This window comes from Candidatus Poriferisodalis sp., from assembly GCF_965208895.1.
Lineage (GTDB): Bacteria > Actinomycetota > Acidimicrobiia > Acidimicrobiales > Poriferisodalaceae > Poriferisodalis.
Window position 1 is genome coordinate 1,856,503 of sequence record NZ_OZ242363.1, and the last position, 13,480, is coordinate 1,869,982.

The 13,480-nt window shown below is 66.7% G+C and carries 16 protein-coding genes; 8 read left to right on the top strand and 8 right to left on the bottom strand.

Annotated elements, in window-relative coordinates; genetic code table 11:
- The first annotated feature begins 49 nt into the window (after positions 1 to 49).
- The 4 genes from ACOGJB_RS08335 (at position 50) to ACOGJB_RS08350 (ending at position 3,888) form a co-directional block, all read left to right on the top strand.
- A complete protein-coding gene (locus ACOGJB_RS08335) occupies positions 50 to 1,342 on the top strand; it encodes an ATP-binding protein (protein ID WP_419840349.1) in 1,293 nt (430 codons plus the stop codon).
- Between the two features lie 136 nt (positions 1,343 to 1,478).
- Complete coding sequence (locus ACOGJB_RS08340; protein ID WP_419838222.1) at positions 1,479 to 2,684, top strand: LLM class flavin-dependent oxidoreductase; 1,206 nt, start codon at positions 1,479 to 1,481, stop codon at positions 2,682 to 2,684.
- The gene (locus ACOGJB_RS08345; protein WP_419838221.1) at positions 2,681 to 3,454 is read left to right on the top strand and encodes an acetoacetate decarboxylase family protein; all 774 of its coding nucleotides are present in this window, start codon (positions 2,681 to 2,683) and stop codon (positions 3,452 to 3,454) included. The genes ACOGJB_RS08340 and ACOGJB_RS08345 overlap by 4 nt, the downstream gene beginning before the upstream one ends.
- A gap of 11 nt (positions 3,455 to 3,465) precedes the next feature.
- Complete coding sequence (locus ACOGJB_RS08350) at positions 3,466 to 3,888, top strand: VOC family protein (protein ID WP_419840350.1); 423 nt, start codon at positions 3,466 to 3,468, stop codon at positions 3,886 to 3,888.
- Positions 3,889 to 4,195: 307 nt separating this feature from the next.
- Here ACOGJB_RS08350 and ACOGJB_RS08355 read toward each other — a convergent pair whose 3' ends face one another.
- Complete coding sequence (locus ACOGJB_RS08355; protein WP_419838219.1) at positions 4,196 to 4,558, bottom strand: hypothetical protein; 363 nt, start codon at positions 4,556 to 4,558, stop codon at positions 4,196 to 4,198.
- 430 nt (positions 4,559 to 4,988) lie between these two features.
- On the opposite strand from ACOGJB_RS08355, the gene ACOGJB_RS08360 reads away from it, so the two are divergent.
- A complete protein-coding gene (locus ACOGJB_RS08360) occupies positions 4,989 to 5,273 on the top strand; it encodes a VOC family protein (RefSeq protein WP_419838218.1) in 285 nt (94 codons plus the stop codon).
- A 59-nt stretch (positions 5,274 to 5,332) separates the two neighbouring features.
- Here the strand turns inward: ACOGJB_RS08360 and ACOGJB_RS08365 are convergent, their stop codons facing one another.
- The 6 genes from ACOGJB_RS08365 to ACOGJB_RS08390 form a co-directional block, all read right to left on the bottom strand.
- Positions 5,333 to 5,692: a type II toxin-antitoxin system death-on-curing family toxin gene (locus tag ACOGJB_RS08365; protein WP_419840351.1), complete on the bottom strand. Its 360-nt coding sequence runs from the start codon at positions 5,690 to 5,692 to the stop codon at positions 5,333 to 5,335.
- A 33-nt stretch (positions 5,693 to 5,725) separates the two neighbouring features.
- Complete coding sequence (locus ACOGJB_RS08370; RefSeq protein WP_419551964.1) at positions 5,726 to 5,935, bottom strand: hypothetical protein; 210 nt, start codon at positions 5,933 to 5,935, stop codon at positions 5,726 to 5,728.
- 133 nt (positions 5,936 to 6,068) lie between these two features.
- Positions 6,069 to 6,791: an enoyl-CoA hydratase/isomerase family protein gene (locus ACOGJB_RS08375; protein WP_419840352.1), complete on the bottom strand. Its 723-nt coding sequence runs from the start codon at positions 6,789 to 6,791 to the stop codon at positions 6,069 to 6,071.
- Positions 6,784 to 7,794 carry a CoA transferase gene (locus ACOGJB_RS08380; protein WP_419840353.1) on the bottom strand — a complete coding sequence of 337 codons (1,011 nt, stop codon included), beginning with the start codon at positions 7,792 to 7,794 and terminating at the stop codon, positions 6,784 to 6,786. Before ACOGJB_RS08380 ends, ACOGJB_RS08375 begins: the two co-directional genes overlap by 8 nt.
- 108 nt (positions 7,795 to 7,902) lie before the next feature.
- Positions 7,903 to 8,493: an enoyl-CoA hydratase/isomerase family protein gene (locus ACOGJB_RS08385; RefSeq protein ID WP_419840354.1), complete on the bottom strand. Its 591-nt coding sequence runs from the start codon at positions 8,491 to 8,493 to the stop codon at positions 7,903 to 7,905.
- A gap of 212 nt (positions 8,494 to 8,705) precedes the next feature.
- Positions 8,706 to 8,948 (bottom strand): hypothetical protein, encoded by a 243-nt coding sequence (locus ACOGJB_RS08390; RefSeq protein WP_419840355.1) that lies wholly within the window; start codon positions 8,946 to 8,948, stop codon positions 8,706 to 8,708.
- Positions 8,949 to 9,061: 113 nt separating this feature from the next.
- On the opposite strand from ACOGJB_RS08390, the gene ACOGJB_RS08395 reads away from it, so the two are divergent.
- Both ACOGJB_RS08395 and ACOGJB_RS08400 read left to right on the top strand, forming a co-directional pair.
- Positions 9,062 to 10,174 (top strand): hypothetical protein, encoded by a 1,113-nt coding sequence (locus ACOGJB_RS08395; RefSeq protein ID WP_419840356.1) that lies wholly within the window; start codon positions 9,062 to 9,064, stop codon positions 10,172 to 10,174.
- Between the two features lie 144 nt (positions 10,175 to 10,318).
- Positions 10,319 to 10,618, top strand: coding sequence for a hypothetical protein (locus ACOGJB_RS08400; RefSeq protein WP_419840357.1), 300 nt, complete (start codon positions 10,319 to 10,321; stop codon positions 10,616 to 10,618).
- Here the strand turns inward: ACOGJB_RS08400 and ACOGJB_RS08405 are convergent.
- Complete coding sequence (locus tag ACOGJB_RS08405) at positions 10,615 to 12,351, bottom strand: N-acyl-D-amino-acid deacylase family protein (RefSeq protein ID WP_419840358.1); 1,737 nt, start codon at positions 12,349 to 12,351, stop codon at positions 10,615 to 10,617. The genes ACOGJB_RS08400 and ACOGJB_RS08405 overlap by 4 nt on opposite strands.
- Positions 12,352 to 12,492: 141 nt before the next feature.
- Between ACOGJB_RS08405 and ACOGJB_RS08410 the strand changes: the two genes are divergently transcribed.
- Positions 12,493 to 13,464: an alpha/beta hydrolase gene (locus ACOGJB_RS08410; RefSeq protein WP_419840359.1), complete on the top strand. Its 972-nt coding sequence runs from the start codon at positions 12,493 to 12,495 to the stop codon at positions 13,462 to 13,464.
- The last annotated feature ends 16 nt before the right edge of the window (positions 13,465 to 13,480 follow it).

Consider the following 13,480-nt stretch of genomic DNA (forward strand, 5'->3'; position numbering starts at 1 on the left):
CTGCCACTTTGTTGGCATATCATCGAGGTGTGGCAGTTCGGAGGCACGTATGAGCGCTGTCGGGGATGCCGTCGACTTGGCACCGGACGATTATCGGCGTCGCGTGGTGGACGAGGAGCTGCGCACGGCGCTGCGGGTGATGCCTGCTGTAGTGGTGGAGGGACCGCGTGCGTGCGGCAAGACGTGGACAGGCCGGCGGTTCGCCGGCAGCGCCGTGTTCGTCGATGAGAGCGTCGACTCGTCGCTCGCGGCAGGGATGAGCGCAGCGGCGCTGCTCGACGGGCCGACGCCGCGTCTGGTGGATGAGTGGCAGCTCGCCCCGGGGATCTGGAACGCTATGCGGAGAGCATGCGATGCGCGGGGCCAGCCCGGCCAGTTCATCCTGACCGGTTCGGCTGACCCGCCAGATGACGTCACCCGCCATTCGGGGGCGGGTCGGGTGATGCGGGTGCGGATGCGCCCGATGAGCCTGCACGAAAGCGGCGATTCAAGCGGCGCAGTGTCGCTGCACGGGCTGCTGGAAGGCGAGCCGTGCCGCGCCGCCGACGCCGGGCATGAACTCGCCGACGTGCTCGCGCTGGGGTGCCGGGGCGGCTGGCCGCAGATGCTCGACGCAGACCTCGACCTCGCTGTTCGGGCGCACAGCGCCTACCTGGGTGAGATCAGCCGCACCGACGTGTCGCGTGTGGACGGGGTTCATCGCGACCCGGTGCGCGTCGGGCGGCTGCTGAATTCGGTCGCCCGCAACGTGGCCACCGAGGTCCGCCACACAGTGCTCGCTGCCGACACCGCGGCGCCCGGCGAGCCGCCGGTCGAGCGCCGCACCGTGGCCGGCTACCTGGCCGCGCTCGCCCGCCTGTTCGTGGCCGACGAGATACCTGCATGGCGGCCCCACATCGCCTCGCGGGCCCAAGCGCGCCGCTCGCCCAAGCTCATGCTGTGCGATCCCTCGCTCACCGCCGCCGCGCTCGGCATCGGCACTGATCATCTGCTGGCCGATCTCGCCTTCGCCGGGCGGTTCTTCGAATCGCTGGTGCTGCGGGACCTGCTGGTGTACGCGCAAGCCAACCGCTGCAGCCTGTCGCACTACCGCGACAGCCACCACCTCGAAGCCGACACCATCGTCGAACATCCCGACGGACGCTGGGCCGCACTCGAGATCAGGCTCGGCGGCGCGCAGGCCATCGACCACGCCGCCAAGAACCTGCTGCGACTCCGAGACAGGATCGACCAGTCCAGCACCGGACAGCTCGCCCGGCTCGCCGTCATCACCGCCACCGGCTACGCCTACGAACGCCCCGACGGCATCGCCGTGGCCCCCATCACCGCTCTCGCACCCTGACCTGACGGCAGGCAGAACGAAACACTGTTAGTTCGGTGTCGCCTCGCTCGACCAAGTCGGGCTCGGCCATCGTGATCAGCCCGGTGTTTGATCAGCGGGCCGACGACGGTTGACGCTGCTGGGCTAGAACAGCACGATGAAATTCGGGATCTTCTACGAGTTGTCGGTGCCGCGGCCGTTCAGCCGGGTCAACGAGTGGCTGACGTACCACAACGCGCTCGAACAGTGCCGGGCGGCCGACGAGCTGGGGTTCGACCACGTCTGGGCGGTGGAGCATCACTTCTTGGAGGAATACTCGCACTGTCCCGCTCCCGAGGTGTTCCTGACGGCGGTCGCCGCGCAGACCCAGCGCATCCGGGTGGGTCACGGCGCGGTGGTGTGCGTGCCCGAGATGAACAACCCGATCCGGGTGGCCGAGCGGGCCGCAGCGCTCGACATCATCTCGGGCGGCCGGCTGGAGCTGGGCACCGCTCGGTCGAGCACGTGGACCGAGCTCGGCGGGTTCTGCGCGGACCCCGACGACACCAAGAAGACGTGGGACGAGTTCGTTCGGGTGATCCCCCAGATGTGGACGCAAGACGACTTCGGCTGGGAGGGTGCCCGCTTCGAGATGCCGGCGCGCAATGTCATCCCCAAGCCGTTCCAGGAGCCGCATCCGCCGATGTGGGTGACGGTCACCACGCCCGGCACCGAGCTGGACGCTGCCGAGCGGGGACTGGGCTGCTTGGGCGTGAGCGCTGCGCCGTTCGCCGAGCAGGAACGGCGCACTGCCGAGTATCACCGCCGGATTGCCGATTGCGATCCGGTCGGCAGCTTCGTGAACGACCAGGTTCACACGCTCAACTTCTTGTACTGCCACGAGGACTACCGCCAGGCAGCGGCGCTGGGCCTGCCGATGGTGGGCGCGTTTTCCATGTCGAACGCGCACCTGTATTTCACCCGTGAGGCGTACCCGACACGGGCGTATCAGACGCTCGGCAACGCGGGCGCAGCGTTGCGCAGCCGCGGCACCCCCAATGGCAACGCGGCGGCCGATGATCCGAGCGTGGCCAAAGGCCTGCCCGAAGGCGTCGGCATCGGCGATCCCGACCATCTCGTGCGGACGATCCGCAAGTGGGAGGACGTCGGGGTCGGCGGCATCAATTTCCTGCTCAACGCCATGGAGATGATCCCCCAGGAGCAGGTCCTCGACAGCCTGCGGCTGTTCGCCACCGAGGTGATCCCGCAGTTCCAGACTCCGGCCGAGCGGGCAGCCCGAGTGGAGGCGCCGACCACCGTGCCCGATGTCGGCTCAACTGGCGCGGCCGAGCCGTCGACAGCAGCAGCGGGGGCGAGCCGATGATCTCGGGGACTGCTTCAGTCGACGAGCTGGCCGCGGATGCGCCGCAGATCTCCGCATTCAGCTCCGAGCCGGTCCGGCTCGCCGGGGTGACCAGCCTGTCGTTGGTCGCTGAGTTGCGGCGCCCGGCGCGTGAAGCCGTGCTGCCGCCGGGGCTGCACCCCATCGTGCCGCCAGCCATGTCGCTGGAGGCATGGGACGTGTCCGAGAGCCCGTGGGGGGCGTTCAGCGCAGCGTTCGTCCGCATCGTGTGTCGCAGCGGTGCACGCGCCCGGACGTTCTGCGTGGGCGCAGCTGCATCCACCGACGATGCTGTCGCCGGCTTGCGGTCACAGCTGGGCTTTCCTGCGCGGCCAGCCGAGGTCGCGATGCGCCGCCACTACAACGGTGTCGATCTGGCTGTCGCCCCGGCCGGCGAGGCCCACAGCGCCACAGCCGCTCGCAACGGTGCGGGGCCGATGCTTGTGCTGAGTGCGCTCGACCCTGATCCGCTGTCAGTCGGCGACCTCCAACACGTCGGCTCGATGAACCTGGCGCACACGCCCTTGGGGCTCCGGCTCGTGCAGGTCGAGACCCATCACGATCCGTCGCGGGTCGAGCGGCTCGCCGCCCGAATCGACGCGTTCGACGCCGGCGCTTGGGGGCAGCCGCTGCTTGATCCCTATTGGGTCGTGAGCTGCTCGGTGTCGCTGGAGGAACTCAAGATTCCGGCCATCCGCTTCGTCTGCGATCCTGGGTTGCCCGCCGCTGAGGGCACCGAGCGGGTGCAGTAGGTTCCGCTGCCATGAGCGAATCTGCCCCTGAGACGACTGGCGGCGCTGCGGAGGCTGGCCCACAGCTGCGGGCGGTGGGCGTGACGATCGACTGCGCCGACCCCGAGTGCATCGCCGACTTCTGGCAGGCAGCGCTCGGCTTCGCACGACGAGTCGGCGACGGCCGCCCGTACATCACGCTGTCCGATGGGGGCGGGAGCAGTCGCATGCTCAACCACCTGACCATCCAGCGAGTGCCCGAGGCCAAGACAGCAAAGCTGCGGGCGCATCTGGACCTGTTCACCGGTGACATGGACAGCGAAGTTGCCCGCCTGGTGGCATTGGGCGCGAGCGTGCTGGTGCCGGCCGCGGAGGAGACCGCCGGGCACTTGGGATTCCGGGCGACCGTCATGGCTGACCCGGAGGGTTCCGAGTTCTGCGTCGTCTCCCGCTGACGACCAGACCCACGTTGACGCGAAGAAGGTCGCCAAGGTGCCCCAAGCCTGCTGCTGGCGGGTCCACGGCCGCGCGCCGCCCAGGCTCATAACTACATGCACATATAAACAGCAACCAAGTATGCATTTGCATATCACCGTGGGCGACCACAGCCGGATCGCTAATGTCGAGGCGCACGACAACGAGCGGGCTGTTACCGCCGCCGAATAGGAGAAGCGCAGCGCGCCCGATCCCACCGCGTGCATGCGTGGGCGACGCAGTCGACACCGGGACCGCGACGCCGCACAATTGGACTGGAGATCCCGCTCACATCGCGGCCAGCAACTCTGGATATTTGTATCGGCGAACGGTTATCGTGCCGTCGACAAACGTGTCGCTGTCAATCTGGCGACGAGCCCCGGCAGTGAGTCCAATTGGCTCTTCTTCCGGCGGCATCGGGTCATTGGATATGTCGTCAGCCTCGGCCCATAATTCCACGAGCATACCAGCAGGATTGGCGCGAAACGCGTCAAGACACAAATACAGCGCCCGTCTGAGCATATTGTAGGAGCCAGGCGAGGGTGGACAGAGCAGAAGCGAGTTATTGGTGTCACTCGCGGGAAGGCCCATAGTCGGAGTTTCGATGAATTGCTCTTCCGAATGACCATCTTCACCGGCCCACAGCGCCACAAATCCCTCAGTCGGCCCTGGCAATGATGCAATCGCCCGAATATGGGCCGAGAGATGTTCGTGAGGGTACCCGTCGTCCTCAAGGATACGCCTTGTGAAGAAGCGGCGGAACGCGCAGACTAGTCTACACACTGCAACGGTACCAGTGCCACGGAGTCTCTCGATGGGGCCACAGAGTTAGCGTCCTGCCGTCATTAAAGGTAATCTCCACCTTATTTCGGGCGCGAAACGCTGACGTAGAAGTGCCGTCACAGAGTACATATGGTGTCGCATTCATGGATTCCCATGAATAATATGCGGTATCTTCCCTTTCGTCCAAAACTTTGTCAGGTCGCCAACCGCATCCCAGACGCGACACGGCCACGGGCGCGGCGGATGCGACCAGCCGGTCGAGTTCGCGTCGGAGTTCGGCGCCGAGGCGGGCGACGCGATGGCTCGGGCTGCGCAGTGCTGGGTAGGCGGACTGGGCGGGACCGGCGAACCGGTTCGTGTCGGGCCGCAGTCGGGCGCACACCGCAGCCTTTCCCTCGAGGGTCCGGCGGCCGTCGATCTACGGGCGCATCTGGACCTGTTCACCGGTGACATGGGCACCGAGGTTGCGCGCCTTGTGGCATTGGGCGCGAGCATGCTTGTGCCGCTGCGGAGGAGACCGCCGGGCACTTGGGCTTACGGGCAACCGTCATGGCTGACCCTGAAGGCTCGGAGTTCTGCGTAGTCTCGCGCTGAGAGCGCTGCACCGATCTCGCGCTCCGTGACCCCGCGCAGCCCCTTTGCTCAGGCGAATGTGACCCGCTCGCGGAGCCACCCTGCGAGGGAGTCCTCGTCGATGTCGCCGGCTGCCACGGCGAGCATTGTGTGCTCTGCGTCGTCTACATCTGGTGGATCGGGATCCCAGCGTCCGCCATTGAGATCGATGAACATGACGAGTGCTGCCCAAGCTGCTCGCTTGTTGCCATCTGGCAGCGGATGGTTGCGCGCCAAGCGCCAGCAGAGCACCGCTGCCTTGTCCATCAAGTCCGAGTAGAAGTCCGTCCCGCCAAAGCTCGCTTGCGGGGCGTGCAGCGCCGAATCCGCCAATTCGACACGAGCAATCGGACAGCTCTTCAGCCCGAATTCCCGTGACCTGCTCGGCAAGCCAGAAGTACTCAGCGATGCTCAGATACCGGGTCACCGCGCGAGCCGCTCAAGCAGCTCGCGATCTCTCTCAAGCAGACGTTTCGCCGTGGACGTGAAGTCGTCGTCTGCGCGTACCCGCCCGATCTCGGCGCGCAACGAGTCGACAATGAGCTGATTCATGCTCGAACCCTGGACCCGGGCGACAACCTCAGCCTCCTGCGCCAGATCGTCCGGCAGCCGGACCGTCGTCTGTCTTGTCATGAGATCATAATATCGCGATACCACTCATGAGCACCCGCACGCGCCCGGAAGCGGGCATCCACGCAGGCTGTCTCGCGAGCTCGGCGGCGCGGCGGTGAGAGCAGTCAAGAGCCACTAGCGGGGCTATTGTCCCTCAGCTGCTTGAGCCAACGGCAAGGAGGCGGGCCCACCGGTGTTCGGTGGCCAGGCCTTCTCTCAAGGGGAGATCGTTCGCGGCGCGCAAGCAGCGGCGCAACGCTCGGGCGACCGGCTGGTCTATGCGGGCTAGCTGGCCGGCTAGCCCGGCTGTGCGGCTGGCCAGCTCGTCCGTTTGAACGACCTCGCACACAATGCCCAGCCGGTGCGCCTCCGCTGCATCGATGTTGCGCCCGCTGAGCACCATCGGCAGTGCAGCGACCGGTCCGATGGCCGCGGTGAGGCTCTGAGTACCGCCCGCCGCGGGGAGCATGCCCAGCTTGGTCTCGGGCAGCCCCAACACTGCATCGGTGCTGGCGATGCGGAGGTCGCACAGCAGCGACATCTCCAGGCCCGAGCCGAGGGCGTAGCCATGCAATGAGCACAGTGTCGGCACGCCCAGGTTGGCGAGCGGCAGCCACGGGTCGCGATCCCAGCGAATGCGCCGTGCGTCGAAGATCCCCTCGGCCGTGCCGAACTCCGACAGGTCCGCTCCGGCGCTGAAGTGCTTGCCTTCCGCCGCGAGCACCACGCAGCGCACATCGGGCACATCGCGTACCGCCGTTATCGCCTCAATGAGCCCGTCGCGCATATCGAGGTCGTAGATGTTGAGCGGCGGATGGCACAGCGTGATGGTCGCTACACCGTCATGGCCGAAGACCAGTCGGACCCGTTCAGCCATGTCGATCACCTCCGGACCCCGCGGCGGGTGCCGAGACGACACCGGCGCAGCTGCCGGCGGCGCGGCTGGCTAGCGGCGCCACCGCTCCCGCCAGTGACACACGTGTGTGCTGGGGCGCGGCGCCGGAGAGCTGGTCCACTGCGGAACACGCTGCCTGGAGTCCGGCGAGCGGATCGGGATAGGAGTACGCCGGCGCTTGCGGTTCGTCGGCCAGCCAGCCCAAGCCCGAGGCCGCATGGACACCGGTGCCATACGCGATCCATTCGCGTTCGGGCGCATCCGGCCCAAACGCAGTAATTGCCAAGGTGCGCAGATGCGGGTGGCGGGCACAGAGCTGCTGCGGCAGCAGTTCGAGGTTTGCGAGGGCCCGCGGTGAGAGCGATGTGACGAGCAGATCTGCTGAGCCCAGCCGCGCATCCAGGCTCTCGCGAGCTGCCTGCTGTCGCAGGTCCAGTCTTCTCATGGTCTTGTGTTCGTTGAGCTCGGCGTACATAGGCGAACCTGTCAGACCGTCGGGTCGCGTATCCGAGGTGATCTTGAGGATCTCGGCGCCCGCGCGGCCCAGCAGTTCAGTGCACAGCGGGCCTGCCCACATCGAGGTGAGGTCGACGACCGAGACGCCGTCAATGCGGGATGTGGCGGGCTGTCCCGCGCCCTGCGAGATTCCGACCGGTTGCGCTGGCTCGCCGGGCAGCCGGCGATACGGCGTAACCGGGAGCCGCCATTCCTGCGCAGCAACGGCGATGGATTCCGGATCAGGCTCGTGCCAGTGCACCTCGACGAAGCGCTCCCATGTCGCGGTGTCGTCAGGTCCGAGGTCGATGCACAGGGCACCTTCGCCCCACGGGACAGGTTCGCTCGGCACGTCAGCGGTGCCGAGCCGGCGGGGCATGTCGATCCACGAGGCCCCGTCGCCCACGAGCGAGCGGCCGAGCCGGCGGTCTAGGGCCGCAGCCAGCTCAGCGCCGTAGGCGAACAGACCCGGAGGCAGCCAGTCGCTCATCGGTTAACGCCCTGCACTGAGTCTGATGCTTCGCATGGCTAACGCCCTGCACTAAGTCTGATGCTTCGCATGGCTAACGCCCTGCACTAAGTCTGATGCTTCGCATGGCTAACGCCCTGCGAAGTCGGGCGGGCGTTTGTCGAAGAAGGCGGCGAGGCCTTCGGCGCGGTCCTCGGTGGCGGCGAGCTGGTGATTCAGGTCGCCCTCGAGGCGCAGCCCGTCGGCGAGCGGAAGCTCTGAGCCTCGATGAACGGCTTCCTTGGCGAATTCGAGCGCCAAGGGCCCGGCGCCTGCCAGGTCATCGAGCCACTGCTCGACGGCTCCGTCGAGGTCTTCTTCCACAGCGTGAGTCAGCCCCCACTCCAACGCTGTGGAAGCGTCAGCGGTCGCACCCAACAGCAGCATCGCATTGGCACGCGAGGCCCCTACGGCGCGAGGCAAGCGCTGCGTGCCGCCCCACGCCGGCAACCGGCCGTCGAGCACATCGCGCATCGCGAAGCGTGCGGTGACATCGCACAAGCGGACATCGCAGGCAAGCGCTATTTCGAGTCCTGCGCCGGAACATTCGCCGCTGATCGCGCAGACCACCGGACTCCGCACCGCAGCCAGCGCGGACGCCGGATCGGGTTGCAACTCGAGGGGATCGAAGCTGATGCCCGAACAGAAATCGGTGCCGGGTTCGTTGCGGAGGACAAGCACCGCTGGCTCACGCGCCTCGCGCACAGACGCGCAGAGGTCAACCAGCGCACGGGCAGCGGCGTGATCCAACTCGCCGCCGCTCAGGATGTGCTCGATGCGGTTCAGGGTGCCACCACCCCCTCGGGTGGGCGACGCAGGTCGGTCGAGTCGGACTCAGTCGGCCCCGTGCCCAACAATCGGCCTCAGTCGGCCCCCGTGTCCAACAATCGGTCTCAGTCGGCCGACTTGGTCTTCTTCGGCTCCTGCAGCGCCATGTCCTTGCCGTCGCACTGCAAGGTCACCGCGCCCGGCTTAGTGACGAGCACCTCAATGCCTGAATCTTCGTCCTGGTAGCGCTTGCCGACCTTCAGTCCCTCGCCACCGGCGGACGCTGAAATGTCAGCTTCGCCGCCCTTGGTAACGATGACCTGTACGCCGCCGTCGAAGTCCAGACGCTCTCCAGCCTTGGTCGCCACAGCATCCCCCTGGTCTCATCGTGTCAATGCGATATGTGGTCCGTATGAAGCTACACGTCGCGCTGCGGCATTACCTCACGATGAAGGTGCCGGCTGGCGGACAGAATGAGTCGGTGACCGCACAGCAGACGGCACTGGTCATTGGAGGAACCGGCCCGACAGGACCGCTCATCGTCAACGGGCTGATCGAGCGCGGCTACGACGTGACCATTCTGCACACGGGCCGGCACGAAACCGATCTGATCAGCCCCGAAGTACACCACATCCACACCGATCCGTTTGACGGCTCCGCCACCGCCGTAGCGCTCGGCGAAGAGTCGTTCGACCTCGCCGTCGTCATGTACGGACGGCTGCGAATCTTGGCGCCGCTGCTCGCGGGCCGCTGCGGGCACTTCGTCTCGATAGGAGGCGTGGGCGTATACCGGGGGTTCGGCAGTCCTGAAGAACTGTTTCCGCTGGGAATGCCGGTTCCGCTGCCGCACAATGCACCCTTGGTCGGCGACGGGGAGGAGTTCCGCAAACTGCGGATGATCCGGGTGACCGAGGAAGCAGTCTTCGAGCATCACCCGCACGCGATCCACTTGCGCTACCCGCAGCTGTACGGGCCGCGCCAGCCGCTGCCGCGGGAATGGCCGCTCGTGCGGCGGGCACTGGACCGGCGACCGTACCTGGTCGTGGCCGACGGCGGTCTGACGGTAAAGAGCCAAGGATGGATCGGCAATGCGGCCCACGCAACGTTGCTGGCGTGCGACGCGCCCGCGGCCGCACTGGGCGGCATCTATAACGTGGCGGATTCCTCTGCGCTGTCGATTGCACAGATCGCCGAAGTGGTCGCCGACGAACTCGGCCACAGCTGGGAGCTGGTGTCGCTGCCCTACGACCTGGCGGTACCGGCACGCCCGCTGGTGGGCAGCTGGTCCACAACGCACCGGGTGCTCGACATCGGTCCGACCGTGCGGGATCTCGGTTACCAGGACGTACTCGCCCCGGTCGATGCGTGGCCCGTCGCCGCCCGCTGGCTGGCTGAGAACCCACCCGAACGCGGCGGCGCGCTTGAGCAGCGGCTGGGCGACCCCTTCGACTACGACGCCGAAGACCGGCTGGTAGCCGCATGGACCGGCGCCCGCAACAGCCTTGAGACAGCGCTGGAGGACACCGAGTGGGCCAGCGAGCCCAACTACGGCAGCGCGTATGTCGGCAATCGCCCCGATCCCGGCGTCTCGTGACGGCGGTCATCTCCAGCATGAATCTGTCGCATCGGCAACGCCCCACTTCACAGAAATGGTCTTCAGTACTTTTCCGCCTATATCATGCTATGTTGATCTAGTACGAGAGAACCCTTCTCGAAGCTCGCTGCAGGAGGACATAGGATGAGTGCTGTGGAGACCTTGGTGACGAGCATCTTCAGCAGCGTCGTAATCGCCATGCTGATCGCCATGTTCGTGAGCCAGCGGCGACAACTCGATCAGGTGCGCAGAGAGGTCGCAGAACTGCGTACCGAAGTCAAGACCGAGATTGCCGAACTGCGCGCCGAACTCAAAGCCGAGATTGCAGAGTTGCGACGCGCTCTGTCACTCGTCGAGAAGGACACCGCCATGCTCGTCGGACGACTGCTGCCCGAAGACGAGGTGCTGGCCCGTATTACGAACCGGCCGGCGCCGGTTTCCTAACTGGCCAAGGCTTTCTGACGCGCCAGCGGGCCGCGCAACAGCTGGCCTGGCACCGCACCAGTCACCTTGCCGTGCTCGGTGATGATCTCGCCATTGACGATGGTGGCGGCGAAGCCCGTGGCCGTCTGACGAAGACGTGAGGCGCCCGCCGGCAGGTCGTGCACCAGTTCGGGCATGTCGGGCGAGACGGTGTCGGGATCGAACACGTTCACGTCGGCCGCCTTGCCCACTTCCAGCACGCCACGGTCATCGAAGCCCCACGCCGCTGCGGGCAGCTGGGTGATGCGGTGTACGGCGTCTTCCAGCGTGAATTCCTGGCGGTCACGCACCCAGTGGCCGAGCAGGTGGGTCTGCAGCGACGAGTCCATGATCTGGGTGACGTGCGCACCGCTGTCGGAGAACGTGGGAATTGCCCGGGGGTGCTTGAGCAGGTGCAGCACCAAGTCCTGGTCCTGATTGGCGAGGGCCTGGACGAAGAACATCTCCAAGTCGCTGTCGAGCGCAATATCGACGAACGCTTCCATCGGCGAGACGCCACGCTCGGCTGCGATCACGTCCATCGTGCGGAAGGGCGGCAACGGTCGCGTCAGCGGATAGATGTGGGACCAGATGGGCTTGCGGGCTTCGGGCCCGAGAGCCCTCCCGTAGTCGCCATTCTCGGCCTCGTCCACGAGGCGAGCTCGAATTGCGGGGTCTCGCAGTGCAGACCACTGCTCGCCCCGTGAGCCTGCCCGCAGTTCACGCCACAGCGGCAAGGCATCGAACGGCAGCGAGGTCTTGAACGACAGCAACGTGCCGAGGCAGCGGGAGTGCGCCTGTCCCCACGAGATGCCGCCGGCTGCATTGATACCGTCGAGCAGCTTGATCACCGGCTTCCAGTGGTGGTCTTCGCTCGACGGGGCAAGCATGCCGTAGGTAATCGGCACGCGAGTGCGAGCGCCCAGCTCGACGATCTTGGCGACATAGGCGTCGTTTCGCTCGGCGTCACGCGAGCGCAGATCGCCGTGGTTGGCCAACTCGAAGATACCGGCGCCCATGACGCCCATCTCGCTGACCAGCGCATCGATCTCGGACCATTCCGCCAGGCGCGAGGCAACCGGGCGGTCGTCGGCGGTCTCGTGGTTGTACGAGATGGACGTGGTGAAGCCGATGGCGCCGGCGCGCAGCGAGTCACGCAGCTGACCCAGCATCAGCGCGAGCTCGTCGTCGTTGGCGCCGCGGTCGAAAGCTGCCTCGCCCATGGCCCAGGTCCGCAGCGCCGAGTGGCCGAGGTACCCGGCGTAGTTGATGCCCTTGGGCGTGGCATCCACGAAGTCGAGGTACTCGGGGAAGGTCTCCCAGGTCCAGTCGATGCCCGCGGCCATCGCCTCAGCGGAAATGTCCTCAGCCCGCTCCAGGTTACGGACAACGAGATGCCGGGCGTCAGCTCGGGCCGGCGCCAGCGTGAACCCGCAATTGCCCATCACGGCGGTGGTCACGCCGTGGAAGCATGAGCTCTCCCCCATGGGGTCCCAGGCGATCTGGGCGTCCATGTGGGTGTGCACGTCGATGAATCCGGGCGTCACGACGTGGCCTTCGGCGTCGACCGTGCGGTCGGCCCGGCGGCCCGCCAGCGCTGCGGGCGTCTCGCCGATCTCGGCGACGACACCGTCGCTGATGAGCACGTCGGCGCGGCGTGGCTCGGCCCCTGTTCCGTCGATCAGCGTCCCGCCTGAAATCAGCAGATCACCCATGTCGTGCCCCCGTCGTCGCAGCCGCCAGCTTGAGCAGTCGCGCCCTACTCAGCGTACGGCAGCGAGCAGCGGCATTTCCGATGGACCAGTCACGATGACGTCTGCTGCACGGCGGCTCGGTGCAGTCATATGCTCCCCGCCGTGACTCTCGAAGCCGAAGCATCTGCCGTCATCGACCAACTCAACGCCTTGGGCCGGCCGACCTTCGAACAGGTCGGCCATGAACGTGCCCGCCAAGGGTTCGAAGAAATGCCCCCCTCTGGGGAGCTCGTCGACGTTGCCAGCACGGAAGACCGGATGATCGCTGGCCCCGACGGCAACGACATCGGTGTGCGGATCTACCGGCCCGGTGACGGTGCGGCGACCGCTGCCGACGACGGGACGCTCGGCTGCCTCGTCTACTTCCACGGCGGCGGCTGGGTCGTCGGCAGCATCGAGACCCATGACCGCATCTGCCGCGCCCTCACGATGCTGGCCGGCGTGGTGACCGTGTCGGCGGACTACCGCCTCGCACCTGAGCACCCCTTCCCGGCGGCATCGGATGACTGCTGCGCTGCCACCCAGTGGGCGATCGACAACGCCACCGAGCTGGGCATCGACCCTGCACGGGTAGCGATCGGCGGCGACAGCGCGGGGGGCAACCTGGCGGCTGCCGTGGCGCTGATGTGCCGTGACGGCGCTGCGAACGGCGAGGCCTGCGGCCAGCCAGCTTTGCAGGTGCTCATCTACCCGGTCACTGATTTCGACCGGGACACCCATTCGATGATCGCCAACGCCGAGGGCTATCTGCTGACCCGCGACACGATGGCGTGGTTCGACGACCACTACTGCCCGCCGTCCGAGCGCACGAATCCCTATGCCGCCCCGCTCGCGGTCGATGACCCATCCGGAGCAGCGCCTGCGTTCGTCATCGTGGCCGGCCACGATCCGCTGCGCGATGAGGGCGTCGAGTACGCGCAGAAGCTCGCCGACGCGAAGGTGCCCACGACGCTCATCGAGTACCCCGGCCAGTTCCACGGCTTCTTCGGCATGACCCGCTTCGTGAGCCAGGCGCACGAAGCCCAAGAACTCACTGCCATCGCTATGCGCCGTGCGCTCGCGCCCGCCCAGTAGTCGCTAACGAAAGAAG

Coding starts and splice junctions, on each gene's coding strand:
- ACOGJB_RS08360 (WP_419838218.1), top strand. CDS start 4,989: ATGGCTCGGGCTGCGCAGTGCTGGGTAGGCGGACTGGGCGGGACCGGC.
- ACOGJB_RS08400 (WP_419840357.1), top strand. CDS start 10,319: ATGAGTGCTGTGGAGACCTTGGTGACGAGCATCTTCAGCAGCGTCGTA.
- ACOGJB_RS08380 (WP_419840353.1), bottom strand. CDS start 7,794: ATGAGCGACTGGCTGCCTCCGGGTCTGTTCGCCTACGGCGCTGAGCTG.
- ACOGJB_RS08350 (WP_419840350.1), top strand. CDS start 3,466: ATGAGCGAATCTGCCCCTGAGACGACTGGCGGCGCTGCGGAGGCTGGC.
- ACOGJB_RS08405 (WP_419840358.1), bottom strand. CDS start 12,351: ATGGGTGATCTGCTGATTTCAGGCGGGACGCTGATCGACGGAACAGGG.
- ACOGJB_RS08345 (WP_419838221.1), top strand. CDS start 2,681: ATGATCTCGGGGACTGCTTCAGTCGACGAGCTGGCCGCGGATGCGCCG.
- ACOGJB_RS08335 (WP_419840349.1), top strand. CDS start 50: ATGAGCGCTGTCGGGGATGCCGTCGACTTGGCACCGGACGATTATCGG.
- ACOGJB_RS08370 (WP_419551964.1), bottom strand. CDS start 5,935: ATGACAAGACAGACGACGGTCCGGCTGCCGGACGATCTGGCGCAGGAG.
- ACOGJB_RS08375 (WP_419840352.1), bottom strand. CDS start 6,791: ATGGCTGAACGGGTCCGACTGGTCTTCGGCCATGACGGTGTAGCGACC.
- ACOGJB_RS08340 (WP_419838222.1), top strand. CDS start 1,479: ATGAAATTCGGGATCTTCTACGAGTTGTCGGTGCCGCGGCCGTTCAGC.